At 41.6% G+C, this 16532-nt stretch carries 12 protein-coding genes, 1 tRNA gene and 1 pseudogene; 12 read left to right on the plus strand and 2 right to left on the minus strand.

The genetic code is table 11. The features are described from left to right. A pseudogene (locus tag P5674_RS18620) lies at positions 1 to 290 on the plus strand (transposase); the annotation flags it as partial. A gap of 265 nt (positions 291 to 555) precedes the next feature. Here the strand turns inward: P5674_RS18620 and P5674_RS18625 are convergent. Beyond that, positions 556 to 629: transfer RNA gene (locus P5674_RS18625), tRNA-Arg, on the minus strand. Positions 630 to 899: 270 nt separating this feature from the next. Between P5674_RS18625 and P5674_RS18630 the strand changes: the two genes are divergently transcribed. The 3 genes from P5674_RS18630 to P5674_RS18640 all read left to right on the plus strand — a co-directional run bounded on the left by P5674_RS18630 (position 900) and on the right by P5674_RS18640 (position 3784). After that, complete coding sequence (locus P5674_RS18630; protein ID WP_006618594.1) at positions 900 to 1571, plus strand: Npun_F0813 family protein; 672 nt, start codon at positions 900 to 902, stop codon at positions 1569 to 1571. A gap of 145 nt (positions 1572 to 1716) precedes the next feature. After that, positions 1717 to 2712 carry a hypothetical protein gene (locus P5674_RS18635; RefSeq protein ID WP_006618593.1) on the plus strand — a complete coding sequence of 332 codons (996 nt, stop codon included), beginning with the start codon at positions 1717 to 1719 and terminating at the stop codon, positions 2710 to 2712. Between the two features lie 178 nt (positions 2713 to 2890). Then, positions 2891 to 3784 (plus strand): hypothetical protein, encoded by an 894-nt coding sequence (locus P5674_RS18640; RefSeq protein WP_014277125.1) that lies wholly within the window; start codon positions 2891 to 2893, stop codon positions 3782 to 3784. 93 nt (positions 3785 to 3877) lie between these two features. On the opposite strand, the gene P5674_RS18645 is transcribed toward P5674_RS18640, so the two are convergent. Next, positions 3878 to 4375 carry a Spy/CpxP family protein refolding chaperone gene (locus P5674_RS18645; RefSeq protein ID WP_315670195.1) on the minus strand — a complete coding sequence of 166 codons (498 nt, stop codon included), beginning with the start codon at positions 4373 to 4375 and terminating at the stop codon, positions 3878 to 3880. Between the two features lie 156 nt (positions 4376 to 4531). Here P5674_RS18645 and P5674_RS18650 point away from each other — a divergent pair, with 156 nt between their 5' ends. The 8 genes from P5674_RS18650 (at position 4532) to P5674_RS18685 (ending at position 16498) form a co-directional block, all read left to right on the plus strand. Beyond that, entirely contained in the window at positions 4532 to 5893 is a 1362-nt protein-coding gene (locus P5674_RS18650) for a sensor histidine kinase (RefSeq protein WP_315670196.1), read from the plus strand. Further along, positions 5871 to 6518: a response regulator gene (locus P5674_RS18655; protein WP_043469132.1), complete on the plus strand. Its 648-nt coding sequence runs from the start codon at positions 5871 to 5873 to the stop codon at positions 6516 to 6518. The genes P5674_RS18650 and P5674_RS18655 overlap by 23 nt, the downstream gene beginning before the upstream one ends. 436 nt (positions 6519 to 6954) lie before the next feature. Then, a complete protein-coding gene (locus P5674_RS18660; protein ID WP_286131411.1) occupies positions 6955 to 7077 on the plus strand; it encodes a hypothetical protein in 123 nt (40 codons plus the stop codon). Positions 7078 to 7154: 77 nt separating this feature from the next. Then, the gene (locus P5674_RS18665; protein ID WP_315670197.1) at positions 7155 to 9323 is read left to right on the plus strand and encodes an AAA family ATPase; all 2169 of its coding nucleotides are present in this window, start codon (positions 7155 to 7157) and stop codon (positions 9321 to 9323) included. A gap of 6 nt (positions 9324 to 9329) precedes the next feature. Further along, positions 9330 to 10913 carry a DUF2357 domain-containing protein gene (locus tag P5674_RS18670; RefSeq protein WP_014277129.1) on the plus strand — a complete coding sequence of 528 codons (1584 nt, stop codon included), beginning with the start codon at positions 9330 to 9332 and terminating at the stop codon, positions 10911 to 10913. Next, on the plus strand, positions 10906 to 12459 hold the full coding sequence (locus P5674_RS18675) for an AAA domain-containing protein (protein WP_152088688.1): 1554 nt from the start codon (positions 10906 to 10908) through the stop codon (positions 12457 to 12459). Before P5674_RS18670 ends, P5674_RS18675 begins: the two co-directional genes overlap by 8 nt. After that, the gene (locus tag P5674_RS18680) at positions 12456 to 14153 is read left to right on the plus strand and encodes a phospholipase D-like domain-containing protein (protein ID WP_006618584.1); all 1698 of its coding nucleotides are present in this window, start codon (positions 12456 to 12458) and stop codon (positions 14151 to 14153) included. Before P5674_RS18675 ends, P5674_RS18680 begins: the two co-directional genes overlap by 4 nt. A gap of 5 nt (positions 14154 to 14158) precedes the next feature. Then, positions 14159 to 16498, plus strand: a complete 2340-nt coding sequence (locus P5674_RS18685) for a hypothetical protein (RefSeq protein WP_006618583.1) — start codon at positions 14159 to 14161, stop codon at positions 16496 to 16498. The last annotated feature ends 34 nt before the right edge of the window (positions 16499 to 16532 follow it).

Consider the following 16532-nt stretch of genomic DNA (forward strand, 5'->3'; position numbering starts at 1 on the left):
TTGTTGTAATCGGACAGTGTTTGAGTTGTGGTTGGAGTTCATCTTAATTCCAACATTGAAGCCAGGTCAGACTCTAGTATTTGACAATGCAACGTTTCATAAAGGGGGGCGGCAGGCTGAACTGGTGGAGGCAGCTCAATGCCGTTTACTCTATCTTCGGCCTTATTCGCCAGACCTCAACAAGATAGAGAAATGTTGGTCGTGGTTGAAAGCCCGCATTCGCCATTGCACGTGAGCAGTTTGATTCTCTCGATGATGCCATGGATTCCGTTCTCCAAGCTGCGTCCTAACCACCTTGACTAAGGCTATACATCAGGAGCCGTGTGCTGGGAAACTCGCAAGCACGGTTTTGAATTGGAGTTGGGGAAGGCGACTTCCCTTTCGACCATAACTGCTTATTGATTAACCCGTCAATAATTAAGATTTGTTGCTAAGGGATATGCGCTAATTATCCTGTGTGTTAAGACTTAATGAAGTGTATTTTGTGCGCAACGGTACCACTATCGGGTTGAGCGATATCACGCGATAGTAGTCAGGATAAGGGTTTACAGTAAACGGGTGTGGTAGGACTCGAACCTACGACAAACGGCTTAGAAGGCCGCTACTCTATCCAGCTGAGTTACACACCCAGGCAAGTCTTGCATTTTACCTTAAGTTGACACCTATAGTATCAACTAGTATCAACCTAAATCAAGTCAACTCAAGTCCCAAGGCTTGATCATCAATGGACACGTGTAGATGATAACATAAAAGCGATCGAGATTGACAGTTGACTGGCAAAAATTATCTGGGATGATTAAGTTTGCCACATTGGAGATTATAGCGCCATGGGTTCAACAAGCACTACAATAACAAACACGGCCGACCTGCAACTCTGCCAAGAGTAGGTACATAGTGTTATGTTTATTCTGAAACGACAGGATGTTGAGATCTCCACGATCCAACACCCCAATCGGGATCAACAGATTCCCATTCTCTATTATCAAGGGCAGACGTTCCGTCTGATGAAGGTTTTCACTGTTCAGCAAGAAAGCGAAGCCAGAGCTTATTGGCGGGACTTGACTGATAACCGGGGTAAAGCCTGCGTACTACTCGAAGAACCAGAACGCTATAGTGTTTGGGGTAAAGTTCGCCTTGAACAACTCGGTAGTGAGGGGGGTGGAGGTACTGATGCTAAGGTATCAGGCCTCATTCGCGCTTCTCTATTGGTCTTACAAGCAGTTTACTTTGATGTTGAGGATTTATTGGGGTCAAGACAAGCTGTAGCCTTTGAAAAGGATCTGCTCAAGATTCTTCAAAAAGGGAAATTTCCCGCCCATGATAACTCAGAGGCGGTCAAAACTCTTTTGACCAAAGACCCCCTGGAAAGTTTACAAATTCCTTCCTGGAATGAAAATAACCTGAAAACATTGCTAGAAGAAGTTTACCGTCTGGGTAAGAGCTACTTCGGAAATACTAGCTTTGCAGAAGGCTTAGATGAAGTTCTACAGGACTTGGCCCAAGAAGATCGGGATTCATTTATCAGTTGGCTGGGTGAATCTACTCTGGGAAATCTCTGGGAGATAAGTTAAGTAATGTTAGGATTTTTTGGTTTTGGTATCTAAATATGGGAGGCTCGAATTGAGATGAGTTTTTGAATGAGTATTCTTGGGCAAATCTATTGCGATCTGGTTTAGTAATGGTTTTCAACTGTAGATTTCTTGTTATTGTATCGCTATGAGTAGCACGTCACAACAAAAATCATCGGTTATATCATCTCTGGTATCTCCGCAAAATCTGCTGATATTTGGCATCACCTGGGTGGTTCTGGCTCTGTTGTTCTTCCTGCTGTTTAGTGTAAGTGCGCCGGGGGAAGAACGACCTTTATGGTATTCCATTGGCACTTATGTCTTTGAATTGGGTGCTTTTCTGATGGCTGCACTGGTTTGCTATAGAAATTGGCGTAGCCCCCAAATGGTCAGCGGACGCAATGTCTGGCTGGGAATTGGTCTAGGATCACTGTTTTATTTTATGGGAGGTTTACTATTTGGTTTATGGGAACTGGTATGGAACCTTGACCCGGTGGTTTCCCTAGGGGATGGGTTCTATGTCCTCAGCTATTTGTTGTTTGGCTGGGGAATGGTTACGGCGGTGACTTCTAAACGCCTAAATCTGGAGGTTTGGCAGTGGGCGACTCTGGCTGGTGTGGCGATCGCTGGTATAACTTTGGCAACCTGGGTAGCTGATCCGTCATTTTTTGGGCTGTTAGGGACTACTGAAGAACCCCCGGGTCAGGAACAGATAGTCACTACCCCTAATGGAGTGGCTATGGTTGATGAAGCCATGGCTGAGGAGGAAGAAGAAAGTACGGCCCCAGATTGGGTGCTGGCAGTTGATGCTCAACTTGAACCTCTGGGATTTTGGCTGAATTTGTTTTACATCTATGGTGATGTGGTGTTGCTGATTCTAGCAACTGCCCTGATTCTGGCTTTTTGGGGAGGGCGCTTTTCTCAGTCCTGGCGTATGATAGCCTTTGCTATCTTCTCGCTGTATGTGGCGGATACTTACTTTAAATGGTCTGATTCTCGGGTCGAAATTGAGTATGAAAGTGGCAACTTGCTAGAAGTGTTTTTTGTCTTTACTGGCATTTTGTTTGTGATCGGTGCGGTCCTAGAATATGACATATCAACTCGTTCTCGCCAAAGCCGACGTAGACGCGCCAGCAGAGGCTAGAATGAAAGTTGATATGTCTAGTTTTGTCGCTGGATTTTTCAGAGAACTTCAAGTTTTGATGTTCCTAATCGTTCAAGAAAATCTGTAGAGAAAATTAGCCAAAGAGGCGATCGCACTTAGGGGGATCCCTTCTAAGCCTGTGGAAATTAACTCCAATGTCCAATTTAGACCAAATCTGATGACATCCTCAAAACTTTCTGACTCCCAAAAACAGGAAATCGTTAGGCTCTATCAAGATGTACCCGAGGAAACAACGATCGCCCTAGCGGAAAAGTTCGGGGTGAGTAGTTCTACGGTAAGACGTATTCTACAAAGTGCCGTCCCACGGGATGTTTATGATGTTCTAACTCATCAGAAGCAACGGTTACGAAATCAGAGAAAACCCCAACTCAAGGACAGCAGATCCGAATTGAATGATGGGGAGTCTCAAGCATTTAAGTCCTCAGATTCTAAGTTAGATTCTGATGCTACCAACGGAGTCCGCCTGCGGAAAAGCTCATCGGTATTAGAACCTGAGAGAGAAGCAGCAGAAACAACCCAAGAGTCAAATTCTGTGGAAACGATCCCTGGACCATTGCTGAAACAGCCAAATCTGACAACATCAAATGATGAGATGGGGGAGTTAATCACACCGGAGTTGTTTTCGGGGGAAGAATTTAGCGATTTTGATGATGATGATGAGGATGAGGAGGATGAGGATGAGGATTATGGGGACAATGATCAGGATTTGTTCGATCGCCCCCTTACCCCTGATGCTAACAGCTTAGTCCAAATTCTGCCCCTGACTGAGGCTGAGTTACCTAAGATTTGCTATTTGGTGATTGATCGGGCTTCGGAACTGATTGTTAAGCCTTTGAAGGCTTTTGCGGAGTTGGGGCGTATCCCGTCGGAAGAAATTCTGGAAAAAACTCTGCCTGTTTTTGATAATCATCGGGTGGCTAGTCGGTTTTCGGCACGCAATCAGCGGGTTTTTAAGGTTCCTGATGGCAGGTTACTACAAAAAACAGCCCCCCATTTACAAGCGAAGGGAATCACTAGGTTGTTGATTGACGGTCAGGTTTATCACTTTTGAGTTGGGTTAATTGAGGGAACAGGAAACAGCTTTGACAAGCCCGGTTTCCTGTTCCTATTGGTGAGCAGTTAGTTGATTGGCTTGATGGCTATTCTAACGACCACTACCAGGAAGAGCACGACCCGGACCACGACCCGGACCACCGCCAGTGCCAAGACCGCCAGGACCACCAGGACCACGACCCGGACGTTCCCCCATTCTTTCCTGGAGTTGCGATCGCTGTTCTGGGGTGAGAACTTCCCGCATTTCTAACATGGTATCGAACCGCTGGTCACTCAAGGCGCGACTCAACTCTTGGATTCTTTGACGCTGTTGGCGCAATTGTTCGGGACTGGCGTTGCTTTGTTGTAGCGATCGCATTTGTTCCCGACTGGCTTGGAGTTCCTGCCGTTGACGTTCTGAGGAAGTGGCGGCGCGATCGCGAATTGCTTGGATCTGTTCCTGTTGTTGGGGGGTCAGGTTCAGACCATCAAAGGATTGACCTTTACGGGGACCAGCAAAGGCGACGCTGGCAGTTATGGGGACAATTAAGGCGGTGGCAGCCATTATCGACAATAAACGTTGCATATTCATATCTATATCCTGGAACATCTTTGAGATTATCAACTCGGTTTGAGCTTTAACCCCATTGTAGGTAGATACAACCGGCGATCGCCTCGATCAGAATACCCAATTATGATAGGTCTTTAGTAACGGTTGCTGATAGTCCTAAAGTACCAAAAGAGATACCTGGGGGGTTGGCTGCGCGTGAAAAATATATTTGGTCGTTCGAGTTTTCCAGTACCCTTGCTGCTGTATTTGGAGTGGGTGCTGTTGGCGATCGCCCTGTTAACGGCTTTTAGCCCCCTGCCATATACTCAGAGTCCTGGAGGAGAGGGCTACAGGGTTCATCGTCAAATCCACAGACCAGACAGACCAGAGACTGTAACCGATCGACCGGAGCGATCGCCATACCCTGATCGCCCCCAGAACCGCCATAGACGACACTACCGCAGTCGTCGGTTTCCCTTGGGGATTTTGGTTAGTATTGGCAGTTTGGGTGTAATGGGCTTGAGATTACCTGAGCGATCGGGCAGACCTGCGATCCGGTGGGTATATATCGCCTGTGGGTTTACGTTTAGTTGGTTGGCGGTGGTATTTGGGGGGCGGGGGGTGAGTTTTTTCTCCGCCCTGTTGCTGGTGGTGGTTATTCGCGCCTGTCTGTTATTTTCCTGGCGCGATCGCATTGCGGTGGCTATTTTTGCTTATGGATTATTTCTGCTGTGGGTATTTCTGCGCCTGAGACCTCTGGCTGATAATTGGGCTGACCCAATTCAGGGGCTAGTATTGACTCTGACTTTTAATTCTAGTGTTTTATTTGGGTTAGTATTGCTGTTTATTTTATTATTAGTGGGAGCGCTATTATCAGAGCAAGAAAGTCGCCAGAAATTGGCGGAAGCTAATCAAAAGTTAAGGGAATATGCGATGTTGATTGAGGATCGAGCAATTAATCAAGAACGTAATCGCATCGCCCGGGAAATTCATGATTCTGTAGGTCACAATTTGACTGCCCAAAGTATTCAATTGGAAAATGTGGCTTTATTTTTAGCTGAGGATAAACAACGGGCTGCCCGACATCTCCAACAAGCTAGGGAGTTGGGGAAGGAAGCCTTAAAAGAGGTGCGGGCATCGGTGAGGGCTTGGCGATCGCACCCTCTACAAGAGTCTTTTGGGCAGGCTCTATCACAGCTAATTTCTGAGTTTGAGGCGACCACATCAGTCCCGGTAGCATCTCATTTACAAATCGGGGATACATTACCCCTTGATATTTCTATCGTTTTATATAGGGTAATTCAGGAAGCCTTTACGAATATTTCTAAGCACGCCAAAGCCAAAAAAGTGCAGCTAATTATCTCAGAAAATAACCGAGAATTTTATTTAAAAATTGAGGATGATGGCTGTGGCTTTAATCCTGGGCAAAATACGACGGGATTTGGTTTGCAAGGTATGGGGGAAAGGGTGATGGCTGTGGGGGGAAATTTCAGCTTAAATAGTTCTCCCGGTGAAGGGTGTAAAATTGAAGTGAAAATCGGGAAAAATCAGGATGATGATTCGAGTTCTATTGGTTGATGATCAGGGGATTATTCGGGAAGGGTTACGGAGTTTATTAGAAGCAAAACCAGACTTGGAAATAGTGGGAGAGGCTGAGAATGGGAAAGTGGCGGTGGAATTAGCGTTAAAATTAAAGCCGGATGTGGTGTTAATGGATGTGCGAATGCCAATTATGGATGGGGTGGCGGCGATGCGATCGCTTGCTGAACAACAGCCGGAAATTAAGGTTTTGGTATTGACAACTTTTGATGATGATGAATATATCACCCAAGCTATGGAATCTGGCGCGAAGGGATACCTATTAAAGGATACCCCTTCTGATGAACTAGCCCAAGCTATTCGGGCAGTTTATCAAGGATATACACAGTTAGGACCGGGTTTATTTGAGAAGGTGATGGCTGCTAAATATAAACCTTCTAGGGATGAACCTTTACCAGGGTATTTACAAGATTTAACTCCTAGGGAATTGGAGGTTTTACGGTTAATTGGTAAGGGTTACAGTAACCGAGAAATTGCCCAGGAGTTATTTATTAGCGAGAGAACTGTTAAAAATCATGTTTCTAGTATTTTAAGCCGCCTGAATTTACGCGATCGCACTCAGGTGGCTTTGCTGGCTAATAAATACCCAATTCTGGGTGGATGATCAACCTCCCGCATAATTGGCTCTGAGATACCATCAATCGCCGTGCTAGGCTTCCTGGTCAGAAACAGAAATTCCCGGATATCATCTCAACTAATAAGTGGTTTTCTGCTTCGGGAAAACGACTGCATCAAAATCCCGAAGAATGCGAGGACTTAATTAAAAATGGCATTGAGGCTCTGATAGATTTATATTTGCTGGCTGCTGGTGATGAGTTACTATTTGCATCGCGCTCATCTTTTGGTTTATTGGCGAGTCTGTTAATGGATAAACCCCAGGCTATTCGCCATGATATTGATACCCAAAAACCACTAGTTAAACGAGTTCAACTCAAGCTGAAAAATCTAGCTAAGAAGCTGAATATTGGGGGGGGATGAATACACCCGCGAAAATCGGCGATCGCCAATTATAGAAGTCAGTGGCTGATGGGGGAGAGCTTATGAACACTATTATAATGGGGGTGTCAGGTTTAAGTGTTGGTGAAATTCCCCAGAAGAGATTAGAGATTTTCTGGACTTCTACCCTAGACTGTAATGGGGGATGTTTACAAAAATTTACATAACTTGTGCCTGAATTTGCGTAATTTTTCTATGCTGCGCCGATAGGATAGTATAAATCAAAGAATTAAGGGTATCTGGGATGATCAAAAATTTGGCGATCGTCGGTGGTTCTTGTCTGGTGGGAGGTGCGGCTGTATTCTTTATTTCCCCCTCCCGAGACGCTTGGAGTACCATATTCGGAAGTACATTGGGGGGATTAGGGGGTGCAACATTTGCCATTCAAAGCATCAAAAAATCTAGCGAAGAAGTCATCAAAACTCAACAACAAATCCAGGATTTAAAACAAGAACATCAACAGCTATTATCAAAAGTTAAAGAAATTACAGATAGACACAATAAATTGACCCAAAAATTGAGCCAAACCGAAGGTCAGCTAACTAATAAAAGGCATGATTTAAATGATGTGCAAAACAGAGTTAAGGAAATTGAACAGCAAGAACAGGATTTAAAGGTTCGCCTAGAGAGACTCAGAATCAGTAATCCCCAATTAGAGACGTTAGAAAAAATTGCAGCTAAAATCGGAGAACTGAGCCAACAAAAAAGTGGATTAGAAGGTGAAGTGACGGCTCTTAATTCCCAGTTACAAGAGTTAGCGAATCAACGAAATTCCCTCGCCCAAATTGAAGTGCAATATCACGCTAAAACGGCTCAATTAAGGGAACTCACAGAGCAAATTAAAGCTAGGACGGAGGCACTGCAAACCCTTCAGACTCGACAAGCTGAATTGGAAGTTATCAGGGCGAGTTATGATGCTTTATCTGCTGAACAGCAACACTTGCAAACCAGAATCGAGCAGCTACGTCCAGAAATTCAGAGGTTGGAAGGTGAAAAGCAACGAATTTTACAGGTGATTCAGCAACACCAACAAGATTATCAACAAATTGAAAATTTCCGAAGGCAAATCAGAAATCTGAATTCTGAGATTCGCAGGAAAATTCTGGATTTACAAGATATAGATCATAACATAAATACTGCTAATATAAACCTCAATAGCTTGCGAGTTCAAAATGCTCAGTTACAAGAGGAAAAACAGAGATATAAAGAAGAAATTGATGGTTTGAAAGGAGAATTAGCAAATCTCAGTAATAGCACGGAAGTGGCGATGCAAGCGCTCAAGGATAAGTTGTGGAATCATTTGCCGACAAAACGATTTAATATCGGCAATAGCGTAAATGTAGAACAGCAATTTTTACAAAGTTTTACAGAATTCCTGAACTTACAAGGCTTGACATTTCCTCGGCGGGTAGTCAATGCTTTTCACACTTCTTTAAAAGTGCAGGATATCTCGGCTTTAGTGGTTTTAGCGGGGATTAGTGGGACTGGAAAAAGTGAACTTCCCCAACGGTACGCCAATTTTATTGGGGCACAGTGTTTGACTTTGGCGGTGCAACCCCGTTGGGATTCTCCGCAAGATTTGCAAGGGTTCTATAATTACATTGAAAAGAAATTTAAACCGACGGATTTGATGCGAGGTTTGTATCAATACAATCATGATAATCAGATGCAAAATCGAATCGTTATCGTGTTGCTAGATGAGATGAATTTGGCGCGGGTTGAATATTATTTTAGTGATTTTCTGTCTAAGTTAGAAAGCCGTCGTTCCGGGGACACTTATTTAGAAATTGATTTGGGAAGTTTGCCGCTGAGGGAGGAAGAACGTCGCCTTAGAATTCCAGAAGAGTTTTTATTTGTGGGGACAATGAATGAGGATGAAACTACCCAAACTTTATCGGATAAGGTGCTAGATAGAGCGAATGTTTTAACTTTTGGTAAGCCAGAAAATTTGAGGCTGCGGGAAGACAGTAACAACAGTAATCAAGTTAATAAATCTTCAGGCTATTTGGATTATGAAAAGTTTAAGGCTTGGAGGAGAAGACCACAAGTTAATTCTCCTGTGGTTCGCAAAGTTAAAGAATATTTGGATCAAGCCAATAATGTGATGGAGAAAATCGGACATCCTTTTGCTCATCGCGTTTATCAAGCTATCACTCAATATGTGGTTAATTATCCGGGAGTTTCAGAGGTTAACTCGGCTGAGTTTCGCTATGCTTTGGCTGACCAATTTGGACAGAAGTTATTGCCGAAATTGCGGGGATTGATGATTGATGATTATCACGAAGAACTGGAAGAGATGAAACAATTAATTGAGCAATTGGGGGATGAACCTTTGACTAGGGCTTTTGAAAGGTCTAGGAATAGTTCGACGGGTCAATTTGAGTGGAAAGGTTTGATTTATCCGGAGGAGTAGAGAACAATGCAAATTTATCCGAGTTTATTCGCATATCTGAATGGCGCTAATCCTGTGCCTAATCATCGGGTTTTACGGGTGTGCGATCGCCCTATTATTAGGGTAGATAAAGCCGAAAATTTGACCGGTAAGGAAGCGATCGCTCTCGGTGGGGGATTGTATGAAATTGCTTTTCCTTATTTGGAAATCTCTGACCTGGAACATCACGATAATAGATTGCTATACGAGTTGACTTTGGCTCCGACTTCGGTGATAATTAAGGTGGCTGATGAGGTGTGCGATCGCGATAATTGTGAGGACGAAAATCAAGGGAAAATCTGGGAGGAAAAATTAGGCGATCGTTTTGATGATACGGTCTCCAGATGCTTACCAGTTTTGACGGGTTTGTGGGAAAACTTGGTGGCGGAAAAATTGGGAAACCAAGCCAGAGTTCGCCTCCTAAATTTACCCTACCAAGATGCTAAAATTCAAGATGCACAAAAACCTTTAATTATCACGTTGCAAAATCGCTATGAATTAAACCAAAAGCTACAAGTCATTACTCCCAAAATGCGGCAACAACTGCGACGGAGAGCGGAATTAACCCCCATCGGACGCATTCAAGAAATGGACGCTTATTGTTTGCGAGACTATACCCGCCGTCCTGGCAAAAACGCGGCGGAAAAAGGAGGTTCCCGTCAACAGTTAATGGCGATTAGACGCTATCAGGATTATAACACACCTGAGAACAGATTGCTGATTTATTTTGTGGGCAAAATCTTATATTTCGAGTCAATTCGCCTGGGTTCGGAATACGCCACAGATAACCACAGTTTTAGCAAATCAATTAAAGTCTTTAGAAGTCAAACTCACGTCCGGCAAATTCTCAGAAACTTGAGACATTTTCAACTGCTAAAACCTAATTACGTTTTGCTTCAACATCCGATTTATAATAGCTTCTATCGCGCCTATTTGGATTATCTAGCGAAAAGAAAGGAAAAGCAAAAAATATGGGGTTTTCGGAATCAGTTATTCGCTGACGTTATCGGTATCTGTTTGTTGATGGCATTGACCAAATTAGCAAATTTTTATGTAGACCCTACGGCTGAGTTATGGCGGCAAACGGTTCCCGAAAAAGGACGTTATTTCAGCCACCAAAATGAAAGCAATCTAAAAATTCAAGTTTTCTTAAAAGACAAAGTTTATAATTTTAGGGTGGAAAAACCGGATGATATTAGGTGGGGAGATTGGCTGTTAAACCTAGAAATTCATGATTTGACCTCAGCCAGTTTGACTACTCGGACAATTAAAATCCCCATTTGGGTGTTTTGGTATCGTCCCAGTAATGAGGTGATTTTGAAAGGTATAGAATATCTGACAAAACAACAACAACAGCAACCAGAGATTAAAACCGGACTGATTTTTTACTTGCAGGTTTCTCCCCATGAATTTTTGTCGGAGATACCCAATTCATGGAATTTTGATAACCTCAGAAAAGTTTGGTTGATGGCAACTCCTAACTTTCTCGCGGAGGACGGTTTGACGCAGACGGTTAATATGATATCTGGCTTTATTCAAGGTTTAATTAATAAATTAACGGATTATGAATGAACAACAGTTTTGGTCGCATTTAGATACATTACTAAATTCTAAACAGGTATCGCCGTCAACAATACAGGCGATACGGAAACGGTTATTGCTGCTGCATCAACAACTAACATTACCCCTAAAGTTAATTGTAGAAACAGTTTGTGGTGGTGGGGTTTATTTGACAGAAAGAAATAGCTTAAATTTTCCGAGCATTACTCCGGTATATTCCCTGAGTGGTCATCAGGAAATTGCCTTAGAAATGGGTCTTTCAAATAGTGCGATCGCCTTAATTTCTGGCCCTCCCGCTACTGGAAAAACCCGCATTGCGGCTAGTTTAGCTGCTGCTGCCATTAACCACGAAAAGCGTATTTTAATCCTCAGTTATTATCCCACTGTTCTCGATGGTTATGAACAATTACCCGGCTATCCATTGCGGCTGAATCAATCTGTAAGTCATCAAAACTCAATCGCTGAACAACTGCGAAATCATCACTTATATCAGCCAAAAATGGACTATTTACCGGCTTACTATCTGCCAGATGTGGAATTGGCAAAACTGCGAACTCCGGCAAAACTGGAAACCTGGTTACCGCGAATCGAAAATAAATCTCACGCGGAAATTTCCCAGCTTCTCCAAGGGGAATTTCCCCATTTAACCCCAGCTAGGCGGGATATCCTCGCCATTCAACTGCAACGGCTGACTCCCTTACTCAAACAACAACTGAGCCTCAGTCAACTGTTCGGAAGTCTCCCAGAAACGGAAATCGGAAAATTAGCGCAACAGTTAGCAAATACTCCCCAAATTCCCATCTTGGCAACGGCTAGAGAGTTTTTTGATGTGGCAAATCAATCCCTATGGCAAACCAAATTTGACTTGGTAATTGTGGAAGAATCCCAATATTTAAGCTGGGATGAATTGATTTTATTAGCAGGTTTAACTCAGAAATTAGTCTTATTCGGCGATGTTCGCGATATTTATATAGGTCAACGCCATGCCAAAACCTTAACCCGCGTTGATGGGTTTTCGTTTCTCTCTCACTATTTACTCCCAGCTTATTCCTATAAACTAACTCAACAGTTTCGCTTGCATCCAGAAATTGCGGTTCCTGTTTATTCGCTAATTTCTAAGGACTGGATTCAAACTCACACGGAACCTATATACTATAATTTACCGTCCTTAAATCATCGCTTGGTTTGGCAAGATGTTCGGCAAACAACGGAAATTCACAACATCTCAAACTGGTTAAAAAATTTACCTAAAAATCGAGAAGATATCGGCATCATTGCCACGTCGGAAAGAGAACGAGAAAGGTTAATGCAGGAATATCCGCAATATTTTATCGACACGATTGATAATTGGAGGGGTAAAGAGAAAAAAATTGTGGTTTTTTGCTGTAGCGGAGACCCTAAAAATTTGACGTGGGAACAAACAAAAATTGTCTTAACTCGCGCTAAAGATTATTTAATTATGGTGGGAGACTTTGACCAATGGCGACCTAATTCGCCGTTGCAAAAATTAGAAGTTGCTCGATTAGAAAGCACAGAAAGGACGGTAATTTTATCATGAAAGTTGAATGTAAATTTAAAGGAATATTTTATCGGGAATCTCCCACACGGTTGGGGACTAGCATCTCTCTGGCGGAATTGTTGCGGGAGGTTGAAGCTGTTGCTACTCAAACCCAGAGGCGGACTCCTAGGCTTTTGCGAGAATCTTTTGGTTTGGATTTTCTGCCTAATTCGGTATTAATTGAATTATTAAAACAGTTCCATCAAGTGACAGATGAAAATGAATTATATCAATTTTCGGGGTTGCAAATTTTAAATCCCCAAGTTTCCCGGAATCTTCCCCCTCCCCAATTTTACGAGTATAGATTTGTCAGTTACGGGGAAGAAGCACAATTTTCGCTGCAACCGGACGATCGCCAAATTCCCATTTTTCCCTATCAAGAGTCCCAACAGGAGGGAATTTATACTTTAATTTTAAATAGCGATCGCCATCCAAATTTATCTCCCCAACTGTCTGAGAATATCTGGAAAGAGGCGGTCAGGACTTGGAAAAACTTAGAAGATTCCGCCAAAATCGATTATTTTTTGACCTCCATATCCGACACAGCGAGGGTCACTTTTTCGCCTCAATTATTGCTGATGGTTGAATTGGCGGAACTTTCCCCCTCTCTACAGCAAGCCATTCAATTTCTGCAAAAACGGGAAGATCAACCACCGGAAGATATCGCCAATTTGGTCGAACAATATAGATGCGATCGACAAATTCAAATCAGTCATTTTCCCGATCATCTGCAACCCAAATCCAGTTTTACACTCGCCAAAAAGTTTATTATTAAAAGAAAATATAAAAATTATATTACCCAAATTATTGATAAATCAGAAGACTTTTTGCTAATATCGAGCTATATCATTGAGGCGGAAGATGTCGTCGAAATGATTTGTAAAAAGTCCGAGCAACTCTCTCAAGGGGTGTGGATTATCACCGATTTAAGAGACGAAGTAATTGATAGAATTGACAGTCAAGTGGAGTCCAGACAACAATTACCTATCAGTTACCAAAACTCCGACCAAAACAAGGTAAGGTGTCTGCGGAGATTGTTGGAAATTAATAGTAATAAGCTAAAAATTAGAAGCGGAAAATTTCACTTAAAAACCTGCATTTCTGAACAATATGGTTATCTGGGTTCCTGCAATTTGACCCCCGGAAGTTTAAACCGAAACTTAGAATCAGGGATGATTTGGAGAAATACTCCCTTACATTCCCAACTGATTCAAACATTCGGTCACTTTTGGGATAACCACACCCAAGATGATCTCATCGGTTCTGGTAATGTGTTGACCTTGCGTTGCATTCCCCGTCCCTCTCAACCCCAAATTATTTCTAATTCTCAGCTTTTAAATCCCCGCCAATACTATCAAGATTTACTCAACGAACTCGGCGAGTTTCGGGGAAATATCGTTATTATCAGCCGCAGCTTTCGACCTACGCCAGAATTAAGAGAACTTTTAAAGTTATCAAAAACGCAAGTTTATATTGATAGCCAAATGAATAGCCAAGATGCTGATTTTAAAATCAAAAGTATCAATTATTGCCATGCTAAAATAACCCTGCTTCAAGGCAAACTCGCCTACGTCGGCGGCATCAATTTTAACTTTTCTCGCCGCAGCTTCGATTTGCATGATTTAATGTATAAAACGACGGACTTACAAGAGATTAAGGAAATCCTTAATTCTTTAACCAATCAGGAAAATTAATTATCATGACAACGCGATTATTTAATTTGGAATCTTACGTTAACTGCTGTCAATATGCCAACCAATTTAACAAATCCATAGACCGCTTAACTCCCTCCCCTGGAGATTTACCGAGAGGCTATAAAAACTTGATTAAAGATTTCGGAGATTATCGATATTTGAATCAACCCATTTTTACCGGCCATTATCCGTCAAAGTTGGCGGTTAACCCCACAGAAACGACTTACATGGGAACCCAGTTATCCACTGGGGAGACTCCGCGACTGTTCATTATTCCCGATACTATCGACTTATTAACTCTGAGTACGAGTAATTTTTTGGCATCCCAAGAAGCCTATTTATATAGTAGTGCTTATCATTACTGGAATAATTATTCTATTTTGCAAAACAGCCAAATAACTCGACCTCTGTTATTCTTGAATTTAGATAACTGGGTTGGTCGGGAAATGATTACGATTGAAATTCAAAATAATATCCCGATTTTGAAGCATCAAACTCCGATTAAACATCAATTTAATTTGAATACCCTCGACACTTATCAGTTAATTTGTAAAGATTTGGCATCGGAAATTTTAGCAACTTATTTTCCGAAATTAGCGAATACATCACAGACCCTTGAACATCTGGCTAATTACTTGCAAAAAGTTGCATTCTTTCAGCAACCTATAATCAATCAAGAAAATATCACCTTTGTCAGTGAAATCTGGCATAAAAGTAGGATTTTTTATAAAAAGGTGACGGTATCTCGCCAGAAAATTAGAGAAATTATTTTAAACAGAGTCAATTTAAATAAAATTAAAAACCTAATCCAAAGTTATCCCCAATATCAGTTTGTTTTAGTCTCTCAGTATCATTCATTAATCAAATCTCAAGTCAGATATTCCCTTCCCGGAGTGATTTGTATTTCTAGTCAGCTTGGAGAATTTGACCGCATTTGGCAATACAAGCAGAATCATGGATCAAGATTCCATCTGTTTGGAATTTACCTGGATAAAATCGAGTTTAAGATTGGTATTGAGGGTCAAGAGAGGTGGATTCAACTGACAGAAGGCGATATTATTTCCTATGAAGGGGAATCTCGCGAGTTGATTGGCAAAATCCCGGAACTTGATAATAAGGATACTTTTAGAATCCCCCAAGATAACTTAAATCCGACTCTGCCAATTCGGGTTAATGGCGCAGATTTTTGTAAAGACGACACTCCCCAAGATTATAGCATTTCTGTGGTGGAAAATGAAGTAACGGAAGATGTAGAGGTGAGGATAAAATTTACCCTCAAACCGGGTTCATCTCCCCTGCTAGAAGTGGAAGATATTAAGAATAAGTATCACATCAAAGCGGAGTTAACTAATCGAATCGTTACGGTCAAATACTATGGTTATATTCCCTATCTGAAGTTGAGTCAAACCCGTGCGGAAAAGTCGCAACAGCAAGTAGAGTTATTTAGATATAATGGCGATCGCTATCAAACTTTACAAAACTATTTACAAGAAGTTATCGCTAAATTAGACAGGATTTTCCAGAAGAACAGCCCAGTAAAACGCCGACAATACCAAGAATTTAACAACTTCCTATCTAAAATGACGACTATTTTGCCGAAAAACATTTATAATCTTGATGTTCTTCAATATATTAATCCCGAAGAATTGACAGAATTAACACAAATTCTCGAAGATGATCGATGGCATCAAATCACTAAGATTATAAATATTTACCCTAGTAATAATATTGATAAAACAAATTGTGTTAAAAGTTCTTTGATATGGGTGGGAAAGCTGTATAAATTTTCTCCCTATATTTTGTCAGATTTTTATTTTAATCAATCCCAAGAATCGCAAATTTTAGACGATACAAAAATTAACTATGAATATTTCCTTTATTTGGCGAGAACTGCTATAAATGAATCCAGACAACAACAATATTTTAATTTATGCAATAATTCGGAACGATTCACTAATGAAGGATATATGTGGGGTTATGGTCGAATTTTACTATGGTATTTTAATTTCCAAGATGCTGGTAATATCTTAAATTATCGAAATCATTTTCGGCAAATTTTAGAGTATTTACGGCAACAAAACCCCACTTCCTTGAATAATCAGTATAAGCAAAATGTGTTTTTATCTCTCTCTTATTTGTTGGGGTTTAGGGAATTTGATGCTGGTTTTTGTCAACCCAATTCCCAAGAATATTATTTAGCTAAAGAAGTGATTAATAGGTTTGCTGATGACCGGATCATGTTAAATCAGGTTAGCAAAGAAAAGTCGCTGAATCAACTTTTTGAAGAGTTGATAGAAGGTAAATCGACGGAAACAGATTGTGATAATTTGGTGCAAGGTAGTTAAAAACAACATGGCATTTTTTAAGCCAGTAGGGTGC

It is taken from the genome of Limnospira sp. PMC 289.06 (genome assembly GCF_032350395.1).
Classification (GTDB): Bacteria; Cyanobacteriota; Cyanobacteriia; order Cyanobacteriales; family Microcoleaceae; genus Limnospira; species Limnospira platensis.

Excerpts from the sequence above, each read along its gene's own strand:
- P5674_RS18630 (WP_006618594.1), top strand. The coding sequence starts at position 900 with ATGTTTATTCTGAAACGACAGGATGTTGAGATCTCCACGATCCAACAC.
- P5674_RS18665 (WP_315670197.1), top strand. The coding sequence starts at position 7,155 with ATGATCAAAAATTTGGCGATCGTCGGTGGTTCTTGTCTGGTGGGAGGT.
- P5674_RS18660 (WP_286131411.1), top strand. The coding sequence starts at position 6,955 with ATGAACACTATTATAATGGGGGTGTCAGGTTTAAGTGTTGGTGAAATT.
- P5674_RS18655 (WP_043469132.1), top strand. The coding sequence starts at position 5,871 with ATGATTCGAGTTCTATTGGTTGATGATCAGGGGATTATTCGGGAAGGG.
- P5674_RS18675 (WP_152088688.1), top strand. The coding sequence starts at position 10,906 with ATGAATGAACAACAGTTTTGGTCGCATTTAGATACATTACTAAATTCT.
- P5674_RS18670 (WP_014277129.1), top strand. The coding sequence starts at position 9,330 with ATGCAAATTTATCCGAGTTTATTCGCATATCTGAATGGCGCTAATCCT.
- P5674_RS18635 (WP_006618593.1), top strand. The coding sequence starts at position 1,717 with ATGAGTAGCACGTCACAACAAAAATCATCGGTTATATCATCTCTGGTA.
- P5674_RS18685 (WP_006618583.1), top strand. The coding sequence starts at position 14,159 with ATGACAACGCGATTATTTAATTTGGAATCTTACGTTAACTGCTGTCAA.
- P5674_RS18680 (WP_006618584.1), top strand. The coding sequence starts at position 12,456 with ATGAAAGTTGAATGTAAATTTAAAGGAATATTTTATCGGGAATCTCCC.
- P5674_RS18640 (WP_014277125.1), top strand. The coding sequence starts at position 2,891 with ATGACATCCTCAAAACTTTCTGACTCCCAAAAACAGGAAATCGTTAGG.
- P5674_RS18645 (WP_315670195.1), bottom strand. The coding sequence starts at position 4,375 with ATGTTCCAGGATATAGATATGAATATGCAACGTTTATTGTCGATAATG.